Below are 23,304 nucleotides of genomic sequence, written 5' to 3' on the forward strand. Positions count from 1 at the left end.
CCCGCACCCCCCAAGGGCCGCCCGCTTCCGGGCGGCCCTTTTCGTATGTGCCGAGAGTGACGTGCGGTCTACCCAGCGGTACCCAGGAAGTGGAAGCCGGGCCTCGGGTGCATCAGGAAGCCGTGGTGGGAGATGTTCCACGCATACGCCCCCGCCAGTGCGAACGCCACCCGGTCCCCGGCCCTCAGCCCCACGGCCGGCATCCGGCGGGCCAGGACATCCTTCGGCGTGCACAGCTGTCCGGCCAGGGTGACCCGCTCGCCCTCGGCGGCCGGTCGCGGCCAGGGGTGCGGCCAGCCGTCCACCGGCAGGACGGAACACGGCTGGTCGTGCCCCTTGGCCGCCGGGGTCCGCAGATGGTGTGTGCCACCCCGGACCACGGCGAACTCCTCGCCGTGACTCGGCTTCACATCCAGCACCTCGGTGGCGTACCAACCGCAGTACGCCGTGAGCGCCCGGCCCGGCTCGATGCGCAGGGTCAGCTCCGGGTGCCGTTCGGTCAGCCGGGCGAGCCCGGTGCCGTAGGCCGTCCAGTCGAAGCGGCGGTCCGGGTCGCCGTAGTCGACGTGCATGCCGCCGCCGACGTTCACTTCGCCGAGCCGCACCCCGAGGCCCGTCGCCCACGAGACGACGGACTCGGCCACCGCCACCTGCTCCGCGGCCTGCAGCCCGCTGGCCAAGTGGGCGTGGACGCCACGCAGTTCAAGCTGTGGGTAGGCGCCGTCGGCCAGCAGCCGGATCACCGGCTCGGCCCGAGCGGGATCCATGCCGAACGGGGTCGGCCGGCCGCCCATCGCGAGTGAGCTGCCCGCCAGCGACCCGTCGGCCACCGGCAGGTTGACGCGCGGCAGGACCGCCACTCGACGCCCAGGCGTAGCCCTACGCGCCAGCTCGGCCAGCATGCGCAGCTCGTACTCGCTCTCGACGTGGAAGCGCTCGACCCCTTCCGCCAGGGCGTCCGTCACCTCCTCCGGTGTCTTGCCGGGACCGCCGAAGGCGAGCGGTCGTCCCGGTACGGCCCGGGCGACATGGGAGAGTTCACCGCCCGAGGAGACCTCGTAGCCGTCGACGTACGGGCCGAGCGCGGCGAGGATCTCCGGCTCCGGGTTGGCCTTGGCGGCGTAGTACAGCTCGACCCGCTCGGGGAGGGCCGCCCGCACGGTGGCGGCGTGGCTGCGCAGGGCCGTCAAGTCGTACACGTACGCGGGAAGTTCGGCCGAGGAGAGGGACATGACGCGGTCGCGGACCGCGGGCGTGGGCTGTGTCATCGGGCCGTGCTCCCCGTCGTCGTGTCGCGGAGGATGTCCTCCGCGAGCGGCGACGGCAGCCGGATGTATCCCGCCTCCCGGTCGGCCTTGCGTTCCCAGCGGGTCAGGAGGTTGGCCTTGGCGGGCAGGGGCACCCCGGCGAGGAGGGCGGCCAGCCGGGGCGGGCAGCCGTGGTCGCCGGCGTACGCCCGGACCGTGTCGCGTACCCGGGCCCACAGCGCGGCCTCCGCCCGCGGGTGCAGGTCGGCGAGGGCGGCGAGCAGCTCGGCGACATGGTTGACCAGCAGGCAGTAGACGACGCGGTCCCAGCCGCGCTGTGCGTCGTACGTCATCGGCCCCGCGACCTCGGGCGGCAGCGCGCCCAGGGTGTCCTCGTGGTGGTCGGGGACCAGCTTGGTGCCCTCCAGGTCGCGGAAGAGGACCTGGGCGGGCCGGCCCGCGCCGTCGACGCAGATCAGCACGTTCTGGAGGTGCGGCTCCAGGACCAGGCCGTGGTCGAAGTAGGCGGACAGGACAGGGGGGACGAGGAGACCGAGATACGCCGACCACCAGTCCAGGGCCGTCCGTTCGTCCGCTCCGGCGAGGAGCCGGGAGATGTGCGCGGCGCCGGTCGGGTACTCGTCGGCGACGGCCGCCGCGAGCAGGGCGGTGGCGCCCGGGGCGAGCCGGCTCGGCAGGCCCTCGCGGACGATCACGCCGAAGCCCTCCAGCAGCGCGCGGTCCGGTGTGCCGTCGGGGCCGGGCAGGGCGAGGGTGCGGTAGGCGGGCTCGCGGAGCATGTCGCTGCCGGGGAAGCGTTCGGCGAGGTCGGTGAAGGCCGGGGCCAGGGCGCGCGTGAGGGCGACGGCGCCGGACAGTTCGTAACTGCTGTTCTTGCGCAGGCAGTTGGTGATGCGCACATTCAGGCTGAACTTCAGGAAGGACTCCCCGTCGTACAGCGTGCGCACCGACGCGGTGGCGGCGAACGGCTTCCCGCCGCGGCCCAGGTCCAGGACGTCACCGCGTTCCAGGGCGGCGCGCAGCAGCGGGTGTTCGCGGAGGGTCTCGTACTGCCAGGGGTGGGCGGGCAGAAGCCGGTAGCCGTCGGGGACGTCCGGGCGCTGACGGTCCAGCGGGGCGAGGGCCGCGGGGTCGGTGTACTCCTCGGCCATCAGCTCGGCGCGCACGGCGAGGTGCCGCAGCGGGAAGGACGCGCCGCCCTCGGGCGCGTAGGCGGCCCAGGCCCGTGGATCGCCCGTGCGAGCCTTCGGCGTGGGGTGGAAGCGGTGGCCGAAGAACAGGGACTGCTCGGAGGCGAGGTAGGCGGAGAGCCGGTCGTCCGTCGGGCGGGCCGTGCCCAGGGCGCCGAGGGCGGTCTCGACGGCGTCGTGGCTGGAGGCGATCTGCTCCAGGAACTCCTCGTTGCGCACGCCCGTCCGCAGCGACAGCTCGTCATGGCTGTACTGGGCGAGACGGCGCCAGTCCACCTCCGCCCAGACGCCGCCCCGCTGCTCGCTCACCGGCCCGGTGAAGCGGTGCGCACCGAGCAGCGACGTACGGCGCAGAGCGACCCGCAGCAGGACCCCGCGGCGGGGCAGCCGCAGCAGCAGACGGCCGTCGGTCACGACGGACTGGTGCTCGGGGCCGGAGACCTCGCGCAGAAGACAGTTGAGGAGGGTGTGGGCCACCGCCTCGTCGGCGCTGGGCAGGCCGGCGCGGGCGGACAAGGGGGGATCGCTCTGCTCGGTCGGGGACGAGAGCTTGGGAGGAGTCCCGAGCGAGTCGGTCAGGGAGGGCATCAACGGCTCCAGCGGGTGCGCAGGTGCAGTGTGGGGAGAACAGTGGCCGTGACGGCGGCGGCGGTACCGCCGATCAGCACGGGTGCGGCAGGCCCGTAGCGGGCGCTGCCCGCCGCCGCGGCCATGCCGGCGGCGACCGCGCCGGCCTTGGAGAAGAACTCCAGCGAACCGAACAGCCCGCCGGGCGCCCGGCCCTTGGCGCAGTCGGCGGCCAGCACCGACAGACACACCAGCCCGAGCGTGAGTCCCGCGCCCAGCAGCAGCCGAACGGCGACCAGCGCGGCCAGGGACCCGGCGACCCCGTGCCCGGCGAGGCCGAGCGCGATACAGGCGAAGCCGAGCGCCAGCCCGCTCCTGGGGCGGTGCCGGAACACGGAGTGCACGGCCAGCGCGGTCAGCAGATAGCACAGGTGCGGCAGGGCGAAGAGGACGCCGGACAGCGCCGGGGAGGTGCCGGGCAGCCGGACTTCCACGAGTTCGATCAGATAGGGGAACGAGATGACGGTCGAGAACACGAAGGCGAACTCCAGGGCGTACAGGGCCTTCAGCGGGACGATCGGGGGCGCGGCGTCGGCCCCCTCGGGTATTCGCTCCGGCTCCGCCGCCCCGTCGGGTTCGGGCAGCGCGGCCAGCAACAGCGCGGCCGTCAGCGGCAGTACGGCGAGCAGGGCGTACTGCCGGTGCGGCGACAGCCAGCCCGACAGCGAACCGACCACGATCGGCGCGGCGACCAGAGCGGCCCGCGCGCTGCCCTGCATCAGGGTGAGCGCCCTGGACAGTGCCGGACCCTCCAGAGTCGCGCCCAGATAGCCGTTGGACGCGGCGAAAGTGCCGCCGAGGATGCCCTGGAGCACCAGGGCCAGCGTGAAGGTCGCCAGCGAGTCCGCCCAGCCCGCGAGCAGGAAGGCCACCGCCAGCCCCAACTGGGCGCGCAGCAGCAGTCGTTTGCGGCCGAACCGGTCGGCGAGCCGCCCCCACAGCGGGGCGCCGAGTGCGCCGAACACCGTCGGTACGACATAGAGCACCCCCGCCCAGCGGGCGTTCCGGTCGCCCAGCTCCGGCAGGATCTCGGTGAGATACGGCGGCAGGCCGAGCGCGGCGAACGACGCCACGAAGTAGCAGCCCGCCAGCGTGTGCACCTGCCCGCGTCCGAAGGCGGGCATCCGCAGTGCTTCGGCGCTCATGCGGAACCCCCGTACGGCAGCAGGTAGTTGGGGCCGGTCGTGTAGTGCTTGTTGACGTCGTCCGCGCCCGACCGCTCCTTGGACAGCAGCGTCCCGGCCGACACCATCGCCTTCACCGGCAGCTCCGGCGCCTGAAGCACACGGGCGCGCAGCGCGTCCGCCGCGTCGCCGCCGAGCCGGTCGACGGCCTCCGCCAGCCGCCGCCGTACGAGATCCAGCAGGGCGGCGCGATGGCGGGGGAGTCCGAACGCGTATGCCCCCGCGCACAGGTGCACGGTGATCGTGGTGAACAGGTCGGCGACCGGTCCGTCGTCCGTGCCGAAGATCCGTGCGTCGTCGAAGGGCCACGGCCCCGGCAACACGGCGTTCAGTCGTCGGGTGTTGACGCGCGGGCCGTCGTTGTCCTTGAACAGCAGCCGCAGGCTGCCGGGCCGCAGCACCAGGGAGACGTTCTGCTGGTGCGACTCCAGGGCGATGCCGTGGCCGAACAGCGTGGTCTGCCAGTCGAACAGCAGGGTGAGGGCGGCGTCCAGCAGGGCGAGCGGGTCGCCGCCGTAGAAGCGGTCGGCGAGATCGTCGACGACCAGCCCTCCGCCGGGAGCCTCGGCGAGCAGCGCCGCCATCGGCACCACCACGGCGTCGTCGAGACCGGCCGGGTAGCGGCGGCACAGCACGGCGAGCAGTTCGTGCCCGGCGTGGGCGTACGTCGTCTCGTCGGCGTGCAGGATCACGTCCCGGAACCGGGGCTCGCGCTCGATCACCGCCTCCAGCAGCCGCTGCCCGACCGCGCCGTCGACGAGCGTGCCCGGCTTGATCGTCCGCTTGTTGCGCAGGCCCAGCGTCGCGGTGGCGAGGGGGAGTTTGAGATGCGCGGAGGGATCGCCGACCGTCGCCACGGTCCGCATGGACAGCGTAGGGACGACGTCCAGGTGGGCCCGCGCGGCGAGCACCGTGCCCCGCGGCAGATCGGCGGCTCGCACGGCGTCGAGGGTGAGGGGATGGACGGGCAGCGGGAGATGCGTGCCGTCCATGTCACGCAGCCCGAGGTTCGTGGGCGTCGGCCAGAACTCCGGCAGTGTGCCCGCCAGGGTGACCGCGTCCCGCGGTACGGCGATCCAGCGCAGCGCGAAGCGCGGCTGGAACTCCGGGGAGTACGCGCGCAGTTGCCCCTCATCGAGCCCCGCGCGGCCGCGTGCCGTCGGGTACACCGGATGATCGAGGTGAGCGGCGAGCGTGTCGTACGCCAAACTGCCACCGAGCCCCGGCCCGGTGCTCAGCCGCTCCATGACCTCGGTGCGCGTCGCCGCGTGCAACCGCATCGTCGCCAGCGTCTGTCGGCACTCCTCGGCGAACGCGTCGAAACCGCCACGGTCCTCGGGCTCGGCGAGCGCCCGCAGAGCGCCCAGCACGGTGGCGCAGGACGTCAGCTCGGCACCGTCCGACTCGCGAACGAGCAGCGGAAGCCGGGCGGCGTACGCGCACTGGTAGCCGTCCTCGACGACGGGCAGCAGCAGGGCGTCGTCCCCCGCCGGCAGCCGGATCCAGCGCCCGTCCGACTGTTCCACCGCTGTGCCGCGGCTGCGCAGCCCGACCACGTCCTCGCGCAGCAGAGCGCTGAGCACACGGGTGAGGAGTTCCGCCTCGCAGGTGTCCCTCGCGGTGGCCGGTGCGGTCACGGCTGGATCTCCCAGCGCCGTTCGGCCAGGAAGGCCGTCACCGCCCGGTCCACCGTCGCCCGGTCGTCGCCGGTGGCGCGCAGAACGCCGAGGTAGTCGCGGTTGGTGCGGTACAGCTCGTGCCGCTCGCCGACCGTACGCATCGGACGGTACGTCAGATGAGCGCCGTCGACGTCGAGTTCGGCGGCGTCGGGGGCGGCGACGAGGGTGCCCGCGCGGTCGGCACACGGGTACTCCAGACGGGCGGCGCCGTCCCGGCTGGCGCCGAGGTCGGCCGGGAGCGGCTCGCCCAGATGGGTGCGCAGGATGTGCTCGAAGAGCGGGACCCGCAGCAGCCGGGCCAGCAGCAGATCGCACTGGTCGCCGATGGCACGGTAGTTGACCTCGATGATCCGCGCCCGCCCCGCCTGCACCACGAACTCGGTGTGGCAGGCCCCGAACCCGACGCCCAGCGCGTCCAGCTGCCCGAGGACCTGCGCGAGAACCGGCTCGGGGTGGCCGGGGACGAAGGTGAGCCGTTCCTCGATGAAGTACGGCGGCGGCGAGAGCTCGGTGTGGAAGCCGCCCAGGACATGGCGGACCTGTCCGTCGCCGAGGGTCTCCAGGGTGAACAGCTCGCCGGGGAAGTATTCCTCGACGACCAGGACGGCGCCCGGACGGCGGTTCAGGATCTCCTTGGTGTGCGCCACCAGTTCCTCCGGGCCGTCGACGAGGACGACGTCCTCGCTGGCCACGCCCTCGCGCGGCTTGACGACACAGGGGTACGGGGCGTCGCCGGGCGCGACCGGTTCGGTCAGCTCGGCGGACCAGACGGTGTCCACACCGGCCGTGGCGAGATGGCGGCGCATCTCGGCCTTGTCCTTGCAGCGCAGGGTGGCTCGCCAGTCCTTGCCGGGGAGACCGAAGTAGGCGGCGGCCAGGGCGGCCTGGGTCTGTAGGTGGTCGCTGTTGGTGAAGACGGCGTCGGGCGTGTGATGGGTGGAGACCCGGGTGATCACGGCCGCGAAGTCACGGACGTCGCACTCCAGGATCTCGAGGTCCGGGTAGGTGCGGCGGTGGGCGTCGGGCTGGTCGGTGAGGACGGTGACGTCCAGGCCGAGGCGGGCCGCGGCGGGCAGGAAGCCCTCGGTGACGGAGTCGGTCGGATTGAGGGCGAGCAGATACAGACGCATGGGAGTGCAACAACTTCCGCTAGCGGGTGGGGGTTGGGGCGGGCCGGGCCATCAGCCGGTTGCGGGGGCCGACGGGGCCCGGCCCGCCCCGAAGGGGCAGCGGCAGTTACTTCGCCGGGAGCGTCACGCCCGCGGCCTTCGCCACGTCCTTCAGCATCTGCTCGGCGGCCTGGACGCCGATGCCGGACATCCATGTCTCGTCCGGGACCTCGAAGACCTTGCCGTCCCGCACGGCCGGGAGGTCCTTCCACACCGGGTTGGACACGACCTGCTGCTTCTGGGTCTTGTCCTCGACGTCGGCGGCGGTGACGAAGATCAGGTCGGCGTCGGCCTGGTCGATCTGCTCGGGGCTGACGTCCTTCATCGTGACCTGGGGGTCGTTCGAGATCTGCGACTTCGGGCGCCGGAAGCCGATGTCGTCGAGGACGACACCGCTGTAGGAGTTGGACTGGTAGAGGCGGGTCGGCCCGGCGATGAAGCGGACCACGGACACGGTCGGCATGGTGGCGCCGTCCTTCTTCTCGGTGGCCTTGATGGCCTCACCGAGCGCCTCGGCCTGCGTCTCGTACTCCTTGAGCTTGGCCGCGGCCTCCTTCTCCAGGCCCAGCGCCTCGGCGTGGACCTTGAGGTTCTCCTTCCAGACACCGCCGGTGGTCTCGGTGAACACGGTCGGGGCGATGGCGCTGAGCTTGTCGTAGACCTTCTCGTGCCGGACCTTCGAGGACAGGATCAGATCGGGCCTGAGCGAGGCGATCTTCTCCAGGTTCGGCTCCAGCAGCGGGCCGACGTCGACGGTGTCCTTCAACTCGCCCTTGAGGTACGTCGGGAAGCCGCCCTCGGTCTTGAAGTGCGGGGCGACCGCGCCGACCGGGTCGATGCCGAGCAGGGTGACGTCGTCCAGCTCGCCGGTGTCGAGGACGACGACCCGCTGGGGCTGGGAGGGGATCTTCACGTCACCCATCACGGTCTTGAGGGTGCGCGGGAAGGCGGAGCCGTCGCCGGCCGCCTTCGCCGTGTCGCTCTCCTTGGCGGAGTCCTCACTGCCGCAGGCGGCCAGCACGGCCGTACCGAGCACGACGGCGAGCAGCACGGCGATCAGCCGGCCGAATCCGCGCAGGGGGGATCGCTTGAACATGGGGGGTCTTTCTGTGAGTGGGGAGTGCTCAGGCGGTCGCGGCGGAATGCCGCACCGCGCTGGCTTTGGGGACGACCAGCGGGGTGCCGGTCTCCGGGTCGGGGATCACCCGGCAGTCCACGTCGAACACGGACCTGACGAGTTCCGCGTCGAGTACGTCCGCCGGGGCGCCGGCGGCGGCGAGTCGGCCGTCCTTGAGGACGACCATGTGGTCCGCGTAGCGGGCGGCCTGTCCGAGGTCGTGCAGCACCATCACCACGGTGCGGCCCGCCTCGGCGTGCAGCGCGGCGACCAGGTCGAGGACATCGAGCTGGTGCCGCAGATCGAGGAAGGTGGTGGGCTCGTCGAGCAGGAGCAGCTCGGTGTCCTGGGCCAACGCCAGCGCGATCCAGGCGCGTTGGCGCTGACCGCCGGACAGCCGGTCGACGGGCCGGTCGCGCAGGGGAGCCATGCCGGTGCGCTCCAGGGCCCCGTCCACCGCCTTCTGGTCGGCGGCCGACCAGGGGCTCAGCAGCCGCTGGTGCGGATAGCGGCCCAGCCGGACCAGCGCCTCCACGGTGATCGCCTCCGGCGTGACCGGCTGCTGTGGCAGCAGGCCCATGCGACGGGCGAGCGCCCGCGCGGACATGCGGTGGATGTCGGCGCCGTCGAGCATGACGGTCCCGGCCGCCGGCGCGAGCAGCCGGCTCAGGCCCCTCAGCAGGGTCGACTTTCCACATGCGTTGGGGCCGACGATGGCTGTGACCGCCCCGCCCGGAAGGGTCAGGTCGAGGCCACCGACCACGACACGGTCCCCGTAGCGCAGATCGAGGCCGTGGGTGGCGAGCTGGTTGGCGGTGGTCATGTGCGGCTCCTGGGGACCGGTGGGGGGTTCGGTGGGTACGCCGGCCGTCCGGGGTTCCTCGCGTACGCCGGTCATCCGTGGCTCCTGCCGACGGGTGAGCTCTGCCGCAGCATCAGCACCAGCAGCCAGGGCGCGCCGAGCGTGGCCGTGACCGCGCCGACGGGAAGTCCCTCGATCGGCAGCAGGTGCTGCACCACCAGGTCGGAGGCCAGCAGCAGCACCGCTCCGGTGAGTCCGGCCAGCGCCAATGACGTGGCCATCGGGGGTCCGGTCACGAACCGCACCATGTGCGGCACGGCGAGCGCCACGAAGGTCACCGGTCCGGCGAGCGCTGCCGCGAGCGACGCCAACGCGACGGCGACGAGCAGCAGTTGGAGCCGTGCGGAGGACACACGCAGGCCGAGCGCGCCCGCCGAGTCGTCCCCGAGGTCGAGCACCGCCAGCCGACGGTGCATGACGAGTGCGGCCACGAGCGCGAGCATCATCGCGCCGCCCGCGCCCCACACCTCGGTCCACGTCCGCCCGTACACCGAACCGGTGGTCCACTGCAGTGCCGACCCGGCCAGCTCGGCCGGGAAGCGCACGATCATCAGGTTCACGGCGGCGGCGAGGCCCGCCTGCACGGCGAGCCCGGTGAGCACCAGCCGGGTGACCGCGAGCCCCGAGCCCCAGGCGAACACGCCGAGCAGCAGCGCCGCGAGGAGTCCGCCGCCCAGCGCCCCGACGGGGATCGGCGCCTGTGAGGCCCCCGTCGCGATCAGCGCGACCGCACCCAGCGAAGCCCCACCGGTCACCCCCATGACATCGGGCGACGCCAGCGGATTGCGGAACAGACGCTGCAGCACACACCCGGCCGCCCCCAGTCCCGCACCGGCGACGATCGCCGCGACCGACCGTGGCGCCCGGAACTGCCGCACCACCAGCACGTCCCCCGGATCCCCGAGCCCGACCAGCGCACGCAGTGCCGTGCCCGCGGACATCGGCATCTCACCCGTCGTCAGGGACACGGTGAGCAGCACGAACAGCAGAACCAGAGCGGCCGCGGTGAACAGCAGGACACGGCGCCGGACCCGGGCACGGGACGGGGACTTCGTCCGCACGGACACGACCGCGACGCTCATCGGGTCACCCGCCGGGCCAGCAACGCCAGCAGAGGCGCGCCCAGGAACGCGGTCACGATGCCGACCTCCAGCTCCGAGGGACGGATGACCAGCCGGCCGAGCACATCCGCCGAGAGCAGCAGCAGCGGGCCGACGATCAGACAGCCCGGCACCAGCAGCCGGTGGTCGCCGCCGAGCAGGGGCCGTACGAGATGGGGCGCGGCGAGGCCGACGAAGGCGATCGGGCCGGCCACCGCCACGGCCGACCCGGCGAGCAGGACGACCGCGACGCCGCCCGCCAGCCGGATCCGGGCCACCGGAACACCGAGTGCCTGGGCCGAATCGTCGCCCAGGGCAAGGGCGTTGAGGGCGGGGGAGACGGCCAGCGCGACGACCAGGCCGAGCAGCAGGGCCGGCAGGACCGGCCACAGCACGTCGAGGGTGCGCCCGGAGATCGAGCCGGCGAGCCAGAAGCGGGCCTCGTCCAGGGTGCGCCGGCTCATCAGCATCACCGCCGACGTCCAGGACAGCAGCACGAGTTGGAGCACGGTGCCGCCGAGGGCGAGCCGTACGGCGTCGATGTCCCCGGCGCGGCGGGCCAGCGCCTGGGCGAACAGGGCGGCCCCGGCCGCGCCGGCGAACGCGAACCACATGTACTGGACGGGGCTGTTGAGCTTCAGCGCGAAGATGGCGACGGCGACCGCGAAACCGGCGCCCGCGTTGATGCCGAGCGTGGTGGGTGAGGCGAGCGGATTGCGGGTGATGCCCTGGGCCACGGCCCCGGCGACCCCGAGCGCCGCGCCGACGGCGAGCCCGATCACGGTTCTCGGCAGGCGCAGCCCGGTCACGACGAGGGCTTCGCGTCCGTGAGCGTTGCCGAACAGGGCGTCGGCCACCGTGCCGAGGGGCACGGAGCGGGCGCCGAAGGCGAGGCTCAGCGCGGTGCAGAGCGCTAGGGCGGCGAGGCCGGTCAGGAGGAGCGGAATGTGCCTGAGGGCACGGAAGGGCACGCCGATGGGTGCGCCCCGTTGGGTCGTGGTCACAAGCCGTGAGCTTAGGTTAGGCTTGCTTTAAAGTTCAACTGCTGTGTGATCACCGTGATGTGCGCCAATAGGTGATCACTCATGGCTCCCCCGCCTGGCATTCTCTGCATGATCGTCAGTGTAAGGTAAGCCTTACCTATCTGGCTTTCGTTTGAAACCACGCAGGGGAGCAACGATGTCCGTGGCCCCGACGACACCGCCGACCGGCGCCGTCGCGCACACGCTCGGTGACGGCTATGCGCGGCTCACCGGCCTCTGCGAGGCGCTCTCCGTGCGGGTCGCCGCGCCCGGTGCCGACGCTGCCCGAGCGGGAGTGCCGGCGGCGGAACTGGTGAAGGACGAGGCTGTGCTCGACGCCTTCGTGGCGGCGGAGGCGGCCCGGATTCACGATCGCTACGGGGTTGTTCCGCGTCGCGACGTCGCCGCCTCGCGGGCATTGCACGACTACGCATGGTCGGTCTCGCTCCTGATGAGCGGCGCCTGGTACCTCGAACGCCGGGTGCCCCGGATCCGCCCCGAGGACCTGCGCCTCGACCTGGCCAGGGCCGAGTTCACCGTCACCCCCGGCAGCGACCTCGCCTGCCTGGCCGACGACCCGGCGGCCACGCTGCCCGGAGTGCTGACGGTCCCTCATGAGGAGGCGCTGGACGCCGAGTTGCGGGCGTCGGTCGCCGATCACATGGGCCCGCTGCTGGACGCGATCGGCCCGATCGCCCGGCGCCGCTCACGCGCTCTGTGGGGCATGGTCTCCGACGACCTGGTCTCCGGCATCTGGTACCTCGGCCGCACGCTGGGCCGCGAGGACCACGCCGTACGGGCGGCCGGCCGGCTGTTGCCGAGCGCTGTGGCCCCGTATCCGAACGGCGCCGACTTCCGCCACCTGACCACCGACGACGGCCGCCGGCATGCCACCCGCACCCGTACCGGGTGCTGCATGTACTACACGATCCGCCCGGCCGAGGCGTGTGGCACCTGCCCCCGCACCTGCGACGCGGAACGGCTGCGCAGGCTCCAGGGCTGAGACCGCCGGTACGGGCTCACTCCGCCGTCGCCAGGAACTGCGTCGCCGCCAGCTCCGCGTACAGCGGGTCGCCCGCGACGAGTTCGCGATGGGTGCCCACCGCGCGTACCCGGCCCGCGTCCATCACCACGATCCGGTCGGCCATCGTCACCGTCGACAGGCGGTGGGCGACGACCAGGACCGTGGTCGTCCGGGCGACGTCGGCGACGGTGTCGCGCAGCGCCGCCTCGTTCACCGCGTCCAGTTGCGAGGTGGCCTCGTCGAGCAGCAGCAGCCGGGGGCGACGCAGCAGGGCGCGGGCGATGGCCACGCGCTGGCGCTCACCGCCGGACAGCTTGGTGCCGCGATGCCCGACGAGCGTCTCCAGACCGTCGGGTAGTTTCGCCATCAGCCCGTCCAGCCGGGTCGTCTTCAGCACGCGCGTGAGGGAGTCCTCGTCCGCGTCCGGATTGCCGAGCAGCAGATTGGCCCGCAGGGAACCCGACAGCACCGGGGCGTCCTGCTCGACATAGCCGATCGCGGACCGCAGTTGGGGCAGCTCCCAGTCCGCCAGGTCCCGTCCGTCGAGCGAGATGGTCCCGTCCTCGGGGTCGTAGAACCGCTCGATCAGCGAGAAGACGGTGGTCTTGCCCGCGCCCGACGGGCCGACGAACGCCGTCATGCCCTGCGCGGGCACTGAGAACGTCACCCCGTGGTGGACGTACGGCAGCTCCTCGGCGTACCGGAAGCGCACATCCTCGAAGGCCACCGCGGCGGGCTCGGCCCCGGCGGACGGCAACGGCGCGGGCAGCGCGGCCGGTTCGGCGGGCAGCCGCAGCGCCTCCTGGATCCTCGCGAGCGCCGCGGAGCCCGTCTGATACTGCGTGATCGCGCCGACGACCTCCTGGATCGGCGACATCAGATAGAAGACGTACAGCAGGAACGCCACCAGCGTGCCGATGTCGATCGCCCCGGTCGCCACCCGCGCCCCGCCCACCGCGAGCACCGTGATGAAGGCGATCTGCATCGCGAGCCCGGCCGTATTGCCCGCGGCGGCCGCCCACTTGGCGGCGCGTACGCTCTGCCGCCACGACTCCTCTGCGGCCTCGTGCAGCGTACGTTCCTCCCGGTGCTCGGCGCCGGACGCCTTCACCGTGCGCAGCGCGCCGAGGATCCGCTCCAGCGAGGCCCCCATCACACCGACCGCGTCCTGCGCCTGCCGGCTGGCCCGGTTGATGCGCGGCACGATCACCCCGAGAACCGTGCCGGCACACAGGATCACGCCGAGCGTGACCGCGAGCAGCACGGGGTCCACCAGGCCCATCATCACCACCGTCGCCACGAGCGTGAGCCCGCCGGTGCCCAGGCCCACCAGCGAGTCGGTGGTGACCTCGCGCAGCAGCGTGGTGTCCGAGGTGATGCGGGCCATCAGATCGCCCGGCTCACTGCGGTCCACGGCGGTGATGCGCAGCCGCAGCAGATACGACGACAGGGCGCGCCGTGCGCCGAGCACCACGGACTCGGCGGTGCGCCGCAGGACGTACGAACCCAGCGCGCCCAGCGCCGCGTTGGTCACCACCAGCCCCGACATGATCAGTAGCGCACCGGTTATGGCCCGGTCGTGGGAGAGGTCGTCGATCAATTCCCGCGCCACCAGGGGCAGGAGCAGCCCGGTGGCGCCCGTGACCAGCGAGAGCACGGCGCCCGTCAGCAGGGCCCAACGGTGCGGGCGCACATAGCCGAGGAGCAGCCGCCAGGTGGACGTGGTGGCTTGGGTCGCTGCGATGCTCACGGGGCTCCTCCGGAGTCGTACGGAGCCCTCAGGCTACGTCGGGTCGCGCCCGCGGGGCCTGCCGGTTTCGGCCCGCGAGGTCGCCGGTTTCCGTGCTGGGGCAGAGCGCGCGATCCGCCGTACGTGACGGGTGCCTACGCCTGCTGGGCCAGCGCTGCCAGTGTCGCCTCGAGGTCGGCGGGGCGTGGGCGGTTGTGCGGCAGCTTCGACAGCACCGCGGCCATTCCACAGGTGTTGGTGAGCGCCGAGAGGACGAGGCCGCCCGCGATACCCGCGGACAGCAACTGCCAGGCCGGATGCAGCAGTGCGAGGACGAGGCCGACCAGGACGAGGGCGCCCGCGGTGAACCGCACCTGCCGCTCCATGGCCCAGGTGCGGCGGCCGCCGGACGCCGGGTGGTGCAGCTCGTGCCCGCGCGCCGCCCAGCCCTGGGTGCCGCCGACCAGCGTCAGAGCGGGTACGCCGTGCTCACCGAGAATTCGGCGGGCGTTCTCGGAGCGGGCCCCGGAGGCGCAGACCACCAGTACCTCACCGGTGCGCCGGCCGAGCGTGGGCAGGGCGCGGTCGAGCTGGTCCAGCGGGATGTTGAGGGCACCGGGCAGATGTCCGGCGGCGTACTCGCCGGGTGTGCGGACATCGATGACGGTCAGGCCGGGCAGTCGGGTACGGGCCTCGTCGATGTCGAGGGTGCGCGGGCCGAAGGGCGAGGTCATGCGGAATGAGATCCTTTCGAGGGGAGGGGGTAAAATACCCCCAAGGGTATGTAGAGGAGTGATCGTGGAGCTTCAGTTCGAGGGCGACGACCTCAAGTCGGTGCTCAACCGGCTGCGCAGGGCGCAGGGGCAGATCTCCGGAGTGATCAAGATGATCGAGGAGGGCCGCGACTGCGAGGACGTGGTCACCCAGCTCGCCGCCGCTTCGCGCGCCCTGGACCGGGCCGGCTTCGCGATCATCGCGACCGGGTTGCAGCAGTGCCTCACCGACCCCGAGAAGGGCCGGAACGACGGCGAGACGACGCAGCAGATGAAGGCCCGCCTGGAGAAGCTCTTCCTGTCGCTCGCGTAAGTGCCTTGCGGACGGGTGTGTTCCGCCGTGTGCCGCGCCCGGTCATACGACGGCATCCGCGAGCATGAGCAAGGCCACCGCCAGCAGGGCGTAGGCGAAGATCTGCCGCAGTCTGTCGCCGGAGACCTTCCCGGCGAGGCGCTTGCCGTCCCACGCGCCGAGTACGGCGGCCGCAGCGAAGGGGGCCACGGCCGCCCAGTCGACGGGGGCCTGCGTACCCGCCCTGGCAGCCAGCGCGACCAGTGAGTTGACGGTGATGACCAGCAGGCTGGTCCCCACGGCGGACCGCATCCGCAGCCCTACCACGTTCACCAGCGCAGGTACGGCGAGAAAGCCGCCGCCCACCCCCAGCACCCCGGTCACCGCGCCGAGTCCCGCCCCGGCCCGGACGACCTGCCAGGACCGCACCGGCACGTCCTCGTGCCGTACGGAAGCCGACGGCCGCAGCATGCGCAGCGCGGCGATGGCGGCGATCACCGCGAACGTCCCCGTGAGCAGACCGGGCGACAGCCACCCGGACACCGCCCCGCCGACCGCCGCCGGGATCAGTCCCGCCACCGCGAACCACGCCCCGCCCCGCCAGTGCACCGTGCCCGCCCGGGCTTGCGCGGCCAGCGCGATGCCGGAGGTGACGCCGACGACGACCAGGCTCGCGGTGGCCGCCGCGGCCGGGGTGAAACCGAGCAGATAGATCAGCGCCGGCACTGCCAGCACGCTGCCGCCGCCGCCCAGCGCCCCGAGTGAGAGCCCGGTGACGGCACCGGCCAGGAGGCCGAGCAGCAGGGCGGTCACGAAAGAGCTCCGGGGCTGTCCATGAGCCCGATCGGAGCCCGGTGGCGGAAGACTTCGACCGGGCGGTCACACCTCGCCCGGCGGCGGAAGCGCCCGGCCCTGATGTCACTCGTCAACGGTCTCCCCCGGCTGCTCCGCCACCACCGGAAGCCCCGCCTCCGTCCAGGCCCGCATCCCCCCGATCACGTCCACGACCTCGGCGCCACGCGCCGAGAGCAGTGCCGCCGCCTCGCGGGAGCGCTTGCCGGAGCGGCAGATGGCGACGAACGGGCCGGCCTGCGCGGACTCCGGCAGGGGCGCACCGGCGGCCAGGGCGGACAGGGGTGCGAGGACGGCGCCGGGAGCGTGGGCCTCGGTCCACTCCCGCGGCTCACGGACATCCACCAGGACGGCGGCGCCCACGGCAGCCCGTTCGCAGGCCTCGGCAGGGGTGACGCGGGCCATGGGCAGACCGGCGGCGCGGGCCGAGTCGAAGGAGTCGTCGACGGCGACGACATCGCGTCCCGCCGCGTCGAGCAGCGAGGCGGCGATGGCGGCCCGCATGCCGCCGGCGCAGTGCACCCACACGGTGCCGTCCGGTATCTCGGAGAGCCGGCCGCGCAGTTGGTGCAGCGGTATGTGCACGGAACCCTTGATGTGATCGGCGTGACGCTCGCAGTCACGTCGCACGTCCAGGGTGACCACACCCCCGTCCTGGGCGGCGAGGTCGCCGAAGGCCGCCCGAGGGAAGGAGTGCGGACGCTCGCCCGGTCGTATCCAGTCCTCCGGTGCCCCCGTGGCTGCCGCGGCCGGCCGGTCGATGCCGACGCGGACCAGTTCGCGCTGGGCCTCGGCGAGTTGGGCGGGTGTCTCGGCGAGCAGCGTCACCGGCTTGCCCCAGGGCAGCAGCCAGGCCAGATAGGTGGCCAGCTGCCCCTCGGCCTCGAAGTTGACCGCCCCGGCGACATGCCCCTCGGCGAACGCGACCCGATGACGCAGATCCACCACCCACTCACCGGCCGCCAGCCGCGCCGCGATCTCCTCGGCGTCGGCCGGGCGGGGCGGTGTGAGGTCCACCGGAGCCGGGCCCCGAGTGTTTGCCGGGCCCATGTGGGCGTAGTACGCGGGCACGTCGTCGAGGCCGGCCAGCAGATCGGCGACGAAGGTGTCGACGTCCTTGACGAGGGCGTCGTTCCCCTGCCGCTCCTGCCCGATCGTCGTCGCCGTGCCGCCGGCCGCCCGGGTGGCCGAACAGAAGCTGCCGAATCCGTGCGTGGGCAGCACCGCCGTCTCGTCCGGCAGCTCGGCCGCCAGCCGGTGCGCGGAGTCGTACTGCGCCCGTGCCAGCCGTCCGGTGAGTCCCGGCTCGACCAGGTCGGGCCGCCCCACGGTGCCGATCAGCAGGGAGCCGCCCGTGAAGACGGCCACCGCGTGTCCCGCCTCCTCCAGTACGTACGACGTGTGGTGCGGGGTGTGCCCGGGAGTGGCTACGGCGCGCAGCACCAGGTCGTCCTCGACCGGCGTACGGTCCCCGTCGGCGACCGGCACCCGTTCGTACGCGACCCGCGCGGCGGCCGGCACCAGATAGGCGGCGCCGGTGATCCGGGCCAGATCCAGGCCGCCGGTCACATAGTCGTTGTGCACATGTGTCTCCACCACATGTGTGATGCGCACACCCCGCCGCGCGGCGGCCGTGATCATCCGGTCGATGTCCCGCGGTGGATCGACCACCACGGCGCTGCGGGCACCGCCCGCCAGGTAGCAGCGGTTGCCCAGTCCCGGCACATCGATGGTGTCGACGAAGTACACAGCGCACTCCTCTCAGTCTTGGCCTAACCGTGCCTCCCCCGGCGTGCGGGTGGCGTCGGAAAATTACCCCAGGGGGTATATGACCACGGTAGCAGGGTACCCCCGGGGGTATTCGACGTGATGGCCGGAAGCGGATGTGAAGACCCCCGCTCCGTGCCTCTACCGATCAGTCACGACTAGGGTCGGAAGCGGACGGAGAGCCGCCGAGGAAAGGGCTGGGCACCATGGCGCAGGAAGTACGGGGCGTGATCGCACCGGGCAAGGACGAGGCCGTGCGCGTGGAGACGATCGTCGTGCCGGATCCGGGGCCGGGAGAAGCCGTCGTACAGGTCCAGGCCTGCGGGGTCTGCCACACCGACCTGCACTACAAGCAGGGCGGCATCAACGACGACTTCCCCTTCCTGCTGGGGCATGAGGCGGCGGGCGTGGTGGAGTCGGTGGGGGAGGGGGTCACCGACGTCGCCCCCGGGGACTTCGTGATCCTCAACTGGCGTGCGGTGTGCGGGCAGTGCCGGGCCTGTCTGCGCGGCCGCCCCTGGTACTGCTTCGACACGCACAACGCCCAGCAGAAGATGACCCTCGCCGCCACCGGCCAGGAGCTCTCCCCGGCCCTCGGCATCGGCGCCTTCGCCGAGAAGACGCTCGTCGCGGCCGGACAGTGCACCAAGGTCGACCCCTCGGTGTCCCCGGCGGTGGCCGGACTGCTCGGCTGCGGAGTGATGGCCGGCATCGGCGCGGCGATCAACACCGGGAACGTGGGCCGGGGCGACTCGGTCGCGGTCATCGGCTGCGGCGGCGTCGGAGACGCGGCCATCGCCGGGTCCAGCCTCGCGGGCGCCGCGAAGATCATCGCCGTGGACATCGACGACCGCAAGCTGGAGAAGGCCCGCTCGATGGGCGCCACGCACACCGTCAACTCCCGTGAGACCGACCCGGTCGAGGCGATCCGCGAACTGACCGGCGGCTTCGGCGCCGACGTCGTCATCGAGGCGGTCGGCCGCCCCGAGACGTACCGGCAGGCCTTCTACGCCCGCGACCTGGCCGGCACCGTCGTCCTGGTCGGCGTACCGACCCCGGAGATGAAGCTCGAACTGCAGCTGCTGGACGTCTTCGGCCGCGGCGGGGCGCTGAAGTCCTCCTGGTACGGGGACTGTCTGCCCTCCCGCGACTTCCCGATGCTGATCGACCTGCATCTGCAGGGCCGCCTGGACCTGGGCGCGTTCGTCACCGAGACCATCGAACTCACGGACGTGGAGAAGGCCTTCGAGCGGATGCACCACGGCGACGTCCTGCGCTCGGTGGTGATGCTCTGATGGCCGCCCGCATCGAACGCCTCGTCACCTCGGGGCAGTTCAGCCTCGACGGCGGCACCTGGGACGTCGACAACAACGTATGGCTGGTCGGCGACGACCACGAGGTCGTCGTCATCGACGCCGCCCATGACGCCGACGCCATCGTCGAGGCCGTCGGGGACCGGCGCCTGAAGGCGATCGTGTGCACCCACGCCCACAACGACCACATCGACGCCGCACCCGCCCTCGCCGACCGCACCGGCGCCGTGATCTGGCTGCACCCCGACGACATGCCGCTGTGGAAGCTGACCCACCCGGACCGTGACCCGGGCGCCCACCTCCTGGACGGCCAGGTCATCGAGGCCGCGGGCGCCGACCTCACGGTCCTGCACACCCCGGGGCACGCGCCCGGCGCGGTGTGCCTGCACGACCCGGGCCTCGGCGTCGTCTTCACCGGCGACACCCTCTTCCAGGGCGGCCCCGGCGCCACCGGCCGCTCCTACTCCCACTTCCCGACGATCATCGACTCGATCCGTGACCGGCTGCTCGGTCTGCCGCCCGAGACCAAGGTCCTCACAGGCCACGGTGACCCGACCACCATCGGCGCGGAGGCCCCGCACCTCCAGGAGTGGCTCGACCGGGGCCACTGAGACAGGAAAACCCGTCGTGAGGCGTGTGACGCGACCGTACGATCACGCCCCATGACCACCAACACGCTTGTGACCCTGCATGACGTACGCGTCCTGCGCTGCGCTCCCGACGGCCCGGCCCTGGACGGCGAGAGCGCGGCGCTCGATCTGATCGGCGACGCGATGGGGCAGGAGGCCGAGCTGGTCGCGGTGCCCGTTGAGCGTGTCGCGGACGAGTTCTTCCGGCTGCGGTCGGGCGTCGCGGGCGCGGTCATGCAGAAGTTCGTGACCTACCGCCAGCGCCTCGTCGTGGTCGGCGACATCTCCCGTCACGTCGCCGGGAGCACGGCCCTGCGCGACTTCGTCCACGAGACGAACAGCGGCAACCACATCTGGTTCCTGCCGACCTACGACGACCTCGACGCCCGCCTGCGCCCGGCCGGGTGACCCCTCGACGCGACGAGAAAAAGACGACAGAAGATGTCCGGCTTACCCGGCACCCTCGATAGCGACACCGCACACAAGGGGCACGGGAGGCCGGACATGTCACAGCCGCTGAAGGACAAGGTCGCACTGGTCGCCGGGGCGACACGAGGAGCCGGACGCGGCATCGCCGTGGAACTGGGGGCGGCCGGCGCCACCGTCTACGTCACGGGACGCAGCACACGGGCCCGGCGCTCGGAGTACGACCGCCCCGAGACGATCGAGGACACCGCCGACCTGGTCACCGAGGCGGGCGGCCACGGCATCGCCGTACCCACCGACCATCTCGACCCGGCGCGGGTCCGCATCCTGGTGGACCGCATCGCGGACGAACAGGGCCGGCTGGATGTCCTCGTCAACGACATCTGGGGCGGCGAGAAGCTCTTCGCCTGGGACAGCCCGGTCTGGGAGCACGACCTCGACAAGGGCCTGCGGCTGCTGCGGCTCGCGGTCGAGACGCACGCGATCACCAACCACCACGCCCTGCCCCTGCTCCTGCGCCGGCCGGGCGGACTGGTCGTCGAGATGACCGACGGCACGGCGGAATACAACCGCGCGAACTACCGCAACTCCTTCTTCTACGACCTCGCCAAGTCGTCCGTCCTGCGCATGGCCTTCTCCCTTGGCCACGAACTCGGACCGCGCGGCGCCACCGCCGTCGCGCTGACCCCGGGCTGGCTGCGCTCGGAGATGATGCTGGAGGCGTTCGAAGTGCGTGAGGACAACTGGCGCGACGCCCTCGCCCGCGTTCCGCACTTCGCCATCTCCGAGACACCGCGCTATGTCGGCCGCGCCGTCGCCGCACTCGCCGCCGACCCCGACGTGGCCCGCTGGAACGGCGAGTCCCTCTCCGGCGGACAGCTCGCGCAGGTCTACGGCTTCACCGACCTCGACGGCAGCCGCCCCGACGCCTGGCGGTACCTGGTCGAGGTCCAGGACGCGGGCAAGCCGGCGGACACCACCGGTTACCGCTGAGGCGGAGCGGCGTCGGCGCGGATCGGCCAGCGCGCCGAGTGGCCCGGCGGGAGGCCCAGGTCCTCCCGCACCGCCGCGTAGTAGGCCTCCCGCCAGGCGCGCTGCCGCTCCACCAGCGCCTGCCAGGCTTCCCGGTCCCGACCACCGTCGCGGACGAAGCGCTCCATGTCCATCACCGTCACGACCCAGGCCCGCCCCTTCTCCACCACGGCGACGCTGCCCAGCATGATCAGCGCCTCGCCCGAGGGATCCCGCTCGATGTTCGCCTCGGCCAGCAGCGACTCGGCGGCATCGAGGGTGAGGGGGTCCGGGTGCGTCCCGAGGCGGAGCTCGGAGGCGACCCGATAAGTGATCGTGACCGTCTTCTTCACCGACCGCGCGTAGTCGGCGTACACCGCGAGCCGCCGCTCCTCCCAGCGAGCCGCCTGCTCCCGCCCGAACCTCATCCGGTCGCCGCGCACGACCACCACGTACGAACCGAGCGCACCGACGAGAACGCCTATGAGAGCGGGGAGTTGCTGCATGAACACCGACATGTACGCACGCTATCTGCCACGGTGATCGTCCCGGCACTACGGTTCGCACCATGACGGACACGACGCGATTCGCAGCTCACGGAGTCCTGATCACCGGCGCGGCCCGCGGCATCGGCGCCGCCACCGCACGCCGCCTCGCCGAGGAGGGCGCCCGCGTCCTGCTGACCGACCGGGACGGACCCGAGGTCGAGAAGACGGCGGCGGTGCTGCGGGGACGCGGGCTCGCGGCAGTGGCGCTGGCCTGCGACGTCGCCGACCGCGCGTCCGTCGAGGCGGCCGTCGCCCACGCCGTGGCGGCGTTCGGCTCGCTCGACGTCCTGGTCAACAGCGCGGCCTCCTGCACACCCGACACCGAGCTCTTCGAGGACGGCCCGGACGAGGCATGGGGCCGCGACCTCGACATCACCCTGACCGGCACCTACCGCTGCTGTCGCGCCGCCCTCCCGCACCTGGCCGCCACCGGCCGCGGTGCCATCGTGAACATCGGCTCCGTCAACGGCCTCCAGGACTTCGGCAACCACGCCTACAGCGCCGCCAAGGCCGGCCTCGGCTCGCTCACCCGCACCCTCGCCGGCCACGCCGCCGCTCGCGGCGTCCGCGTCAACCTGGTGACGCCGGGCACGGTGCGCACCTCGGCGTGGGAGGGACGGGACGCGGAGCTCGACGCGATCCGGCCGCTGTATCCCCTGGGCCGGGTCGGCGAACCCGAGGACATCGCCGCCGCCGTCGCCTTTCTGGCCTCCCGTGACGCGGCCTGGATCACCGGCACCACCCTCACCGTCGACGGCGGCCTGACCGCGGTCAACACCGGGTTCCAGGCGGCGGTCCAGCGTCGGAGCGAGGGCTGAGGGGCCCGCACCGCCCGCACCGCCCGCTCCGCCCCATCCGGCCACGCGCTCGGCCTGGCGAAATTTCACCGTTCGGTCACAGCCCGATCCGGAGCACAACCGATACCCCCGCACACGGGTCTACCTGGCAGAAGTCCACAGAACACGCTAGGGAAGGGCCCGGCCATGGGGGACATACGCAGACGGCGCGCCGTCGCACTCGGCATCACCGGCGGACTGGTCGCACCGCTCGCGCTCACGCTCGCCGCCAGTCCGGCACAGGCGGCGCCGAGCTGCACGACGCAGGCCGGCCCGTATCAGAAGAAGGTGGAGAAGTTCCTCGGCCGTCCGGTCGACGGGAGGCAGTCCACCGCAGACTGCAAGGCCATCCAGGCCTTCCAGACCAAGCACGGCATCACCCCGAACGCCGGCTACGCAGGTCCCGTCACCTGGGGTGTGATGGACCTGATGAACAAGCAGAAGGCCGTCGGCAACAACCCCAACAAGGACGGCAAGTGCCCCGTCAACAAGGGCCGTATCGCCTGTGTGAACCTCACGCTCCAGCTGAGCTGGATCCAGGACGGCAGCCGGCTCGTGTACGGCCCGGTCCCGGTCCGCACCGGCCGCAACGGCTACGAGACCCGCACCGGCCTGAAGAAGATCTACTGGCGCAACATCGACCACGTGTCGACCATCTACAACGTGCCGATGCCGTACTCCCAGTTCTTCGACGGCGGCCAGGCCTTCCACTCGGTCGGCGTCAGCATGTGGAACCCGCCGGGCTCGCACGGCTGCGTCAACATGACGAAGACCGACGCCAAGAAGTACTGGTCGCTGCTGAAGAACGGCGACGACGTCTACGTGTACGGCCGCAAGCCGGGCACCTGAGTCAGGACAGGCACCCGGCTCGCGGGTCGAGGTCGGG

General features: G+C 72.3%; 22 protein-coding genes. 8 read left to right on the forward strand and 14 right to left on the reverse strand.

What is annotated here, in order from left to right:
- Nucleotides 1-68: 68 nt before the first annotated feature.
- From ACFQ6S_RS03930 to ACFQ6S_RS03970, 9 genes are all read right to left on the reverse strand, one after another.
- Nucleotides 69-1,268: a type III PLP-dependent enzyme gene (locus ACFQ6S_RS03930; RefSeq protein ID WP_383403021.1), complete on the reverse strand. Its 1,200-nt coding sequence runs from the start codon at nucleotides 1,266-1,268 to the stop codon at nucleotides 69-71.
- Complete coding sequence (locus ACFQ6S_RS03935; RefSeq protein ID WP_383403024.1) at nucleotides 1,265-3,046, reverse strand: IucA/IucC family protein; 1,782 nt, start codon at nucleotides 3,044-3,046, stop codon at nucleotides 1,265-1,267. The genes ACFQ6S_RS03930 and ACFQ6S_RS03935 overlap by 4 nt, the downstream gene beginning before the upstream one ends.
- Nucleotides 3,046-4,230 (reverse strand): MFS transporter, encoded by a 1,185-nt coding sequence (locus tag ACFQ6S_RS03940; RefSeq protein WP_383403027.1) that lies wholly within the window; start codon nucleotides 4,228-4,230, stop codon nucleotides 3,046-3,048. The genes ACFQ6S_RS03935 and ACFQ6S_RS03940 overlap by 1 nt, the downstream gene beginning before the upstream one ends.
- Nucleotides 4,227-5,906, reverse strand: coding sequence for an IucA/IucC family protein (locus tag ACFQ6S_RS03945; protein ID WP_383403030.1), 1,680 nt, complete (start codon nucleotides 5,904-5,906; stop codon nucleotides 4,227-4,229). Before ACFQ6S_RS03945 ends, ACFQ6S_RS03940 begins: the two co-directional genes overlap by 4 nt.
- Nucleotides 5,903-7,078 carry an acetyl-CoA carboxylase biotin carboxylase subunit family protein gene (locus tag ACFQ6S_RS03950; protein WP_383403033.1) on the reverse strand — a complete coding sequence of 392 codons (1,176 nt, stop codon included), beginning with the start codon at nucleotides 7,076-7,078 and terminating at the stop codon, nucleotides 5,903-5,905. The genes ACFQ6S_RS03945 and ACFQ6S_RS03950 overlap by 4 nt, the downstream gene beginning before the upstream one ends.
- A gap of 106 nt (nucleotides 7,079-7,184) precedes the next feature.
- A complete protein-coding gene (locus tag ACFQ6S_RS03955; RefSeq protein ID WP_383403035.1) occupies nucleotides 7,185-8,213 on the reverse strand; it encodes an ABC transporter substrate-binding protein in 1,029 nt (342 codons plus the stop codon).
- 28 nt (nucleotides 8,214-8,241) lie between these two features.
- Nucleotides 8,242-9,057, reverse strand: coding sequence for an ABC transporter ATP-binding protein (locus ACFQ6S_RS03960; RefSeq protein WP_383404308.1), 816 nt, complete (start codon nucleotides 9,055-9,057; stop codon nucleotides 8,242-8,244).
- Nucleotides 9,058-9,128: 71 nt separating this feature from the next.
- Nucleotides 9,129-10,178: a FecCD family ABC transporter permease gene (locus tag ACFQ6S_RS03965; RefSeq protein ID WP_383403038.1), complete on the reverse strand. Its 1,050-nt coding sequence runs from the start codon at nucleotides 10,176-10,178 to the stop codon at nucleotides 9,129-9,131.
- Complete coding sequence (locus tag ACFQ6S_RS03970; protein WP_383403041.1) at nucleotides 10,175-11,200, reverse strand: FecCD family ABC transporter permease; 1,026 nt, start codon at nucleotides 11,198-11,200, stop codon at nucleotides 10,175-10,177. Before ACFQ6S_RS03970 ends, ACFQ6S_RS03965 begins: the two co-directional genes overlap by 4 nt.
- Before the next feature lie 175 nt (nucleotides 11,201-11,375).
- On the opposite strand from ACFQ6S_RS03970, the gene ACFQ6S_RS03975 reads away from it, so the two are divergent.
- Nucleotides 11,376-12,221: a (2Fe-2S)-binding protein gene (locus tag ACFQ6S_RS03975; protein WP_383403044.1), complete on the forward strand. Its 846-nt coding sequence runs from the start codon at nucleotides 11,376-11,378 to the stop codon at nucleotides 12,219-12,221.
- Between the two features lie 16 nt (nucleotides 12,222-12,237).
- On the opposite strand, the gene ACFQ6S_RS03980 is transcribed toward ACFQ6S_RS03975, so the two are convergent.
- Nucleotides 12,238-13,992 (reverse strand): ABC transporter ATP-binding protein, encoded by a 1,755-nt coding sequence (locus tag ACFQ6S_RS03980; protein WP_383403047.1) that lies wholly within the window; start codon nucleotides 13,990-13,992, stop codon nucleotides 12,238-12,240.
- A gap of 134 nt (nucleotides 13,993-14,126) precedes the next feature.
- Nucleotides 14,127-14,705: a rhodanese-like domain-containing protein gene (locus ACFQ6S_RS03985; protein WP_383403050.1), complete on the reverse strand. Its 579-nt coding sequence runs from the start codon at nucleotides 14,703-14,705 to the stop codon at nucleotides 14,127-14,129.
- Between the two features lie 64 nt (nucleotides 14,706-14,769).
- On the opposite strand from ACFQ6S_RS03985, the gene ACFQ6S_RS03990 reads away from it, so the two are divergent.
- Nucleotides 14,770-15,057, forward strand: coding sequence for a metal-sensitive transcriptional regulator (locus ACFQ6S_RS03990; protein ID WP_383403053.1), 288 nt, complete (start codon nucleotides 14,770-14,772; stop codon nucleotides 15,055-15,057).
- A gap of 42 nt (nucleotides 15,058-15,099) precedes the next feature.
- Here ACFQ6S_RS03990 and ACFQ6S_RS03995 read toward each other — a convergent pair whose 3' ends face one another.
- Together ACFQ6S_RS03995 and ACFQ6S_RS04000 are read right to left on the reverse strand one after the other, a co-directional pair.
- Nucleotides 15,100-15,849, reverse strand: a complete 750-nt coding sequence (locus ACFQ6S_RS03995) for a sulfite exporter TauE/SafE family protein (RefSeq protein ID WP_383403056.1) — start codon at nucleotides 15,847-15,849, stop codon at nucleotides 15,100-15,102.
- 105 nt (nucleotides 15,850-15,954) lie between these two features.
- A complete protein-coding gene (locus tag ACFQ6S_RS04000; RefSeq protein WP_383403059.1) occupies nucleotides 15,955-17,637 on the reverse strand; it encodes a rhodanese-like domain-containing protein in 1,683 nt (560 codons plus the stop codon).
- A gap of 224 nt (nucleotides 17,638-17,861) precedes the next feature.
- Here ACFQ6S_RS04000 and ACFQ6S_RS04005 point away from each other — a divergent pair, with 224 nt between their 5' ends.
- From ACFQ6S_RS04005 to ACFQ6S_RS04020, 4 genes are all read left to right on the forward strand, one after another.
- Nucleotides 17,862-18,950, forward strand: coding sequence for an S-(hydroxymethyl)mycothiol dehydrogenase (locus ACFQ6S_RS04005; RefSeq protein ID WP_383403062.1), 1,089 nt, complete (start codon nucleotides 17,862-17,864; stop codon nucleotides 18,948-18,950).
- Nucleotides 18,950-19,579, forward strand: a complete 630-nt coding sequence (locus ACFQ6S_RS04010; RefSeq protein WP_383403065.1) for an MBL fold metallo-hydrolase — start codon at nucleotides 18,950-18,952, stop codon at nucleotides 19,577-19,579. Before ACFQ6S_RS04005 ends, ACFQ6S_RS04010 begins: the two co-directional genes overlap by 1 nt.
- Before the next feature lie 51 nt (nucleotides 19,580-19,630).
- The gene (locus ACFQ6S_RS04015) at nucleotides 19,631-20,005 is read left to right on the forward strand and encodes a DUF4180 domain-containing protein (protein WP_383403067.1); all 375 of its coding nucleotides are present in this window, start codon (nucleotides 19,631-19,633) and stop codon (nucleotides 20,003-20,005) included.
- A gap of 96 nt (nucleotides 20,006-20,101) precedes the next feature.
- Nucleotides 20,102-21,016, forward strand: a complete 915-nt coding sequence (locus ACFQ6S_RS04020; RefSeq protein ID WP_383403070.1) for an SDR family oxidoreductase — start codon at nucleotides 20,102-20,104, stop codon at nucleotides 21,014-21,016.
- Here ACFQ6S_RS04020 and ACFQ6S_RS04025 read toward each other — a convergent pair.
- A complete protein-coding gene (locus ACFQ6S_RS04025) occupies nucleotides 21,007-21,552 on the reverse strand; it encodes a hypothetical protein (RefSeq protein ID WP_383403073.1) in 546 nt (181 codons plus the stop codon). The two genes, ACFQ6S_RS04020 and ACFQ6S_RS04025, sit on opposite strands and share 10 nt — an antisense overlap.
- A 50-nt stretch (nucleotides 21,553-21,602) precedes the next feature.
- Here ACFQ6S_RS04025 and ACFQ6S_RS04030 point away from each other — a divergent pair, with 50 nt between their 5' ends.
- Together ACFQ6S_RS04030 and ACFQ6S_RS04035 are read left to right on the forward strand one after the other, a co-directional pair.
- The gene (locus ACFQ6S_RS04030; RefSeq protein WP_383403076.1) at nucleotides 21,603-22,400 is read left to right on the forward strand and encodes an SDR family NAD(P)-dependent oxidoreductase; all 798 of its coding nucleotides are present in this window, start codon (nucleotides 21,603-21,605) and stop codon (nucleotides 22,398-22,400) included.
- Nucleotides 22,401-22,565: 165 nt separating this feature from the next.
- Complete coding sequence (locus ACFQ6S_RS04035; RefSeq protein WP_383403079.1) at nucleotides 22,566-23,267, forward strand: L,D-transpeptidase family protein; 702 nt, start codon at nucleotides 22,566-22,568, stop codon at nucleotides 23,265-23,267.
- Nucleotides 23,268-23,304: the final 37 nt, after the last annotated feature.

This window comes from Streptomyces sp. NPDC056479, from assembly GCF_042795335.1.
GTDB lineage: Bacteria > Actinomycetota > Actinomycetes > Streptomycetales > Streptomycetaceae > Streptomyces.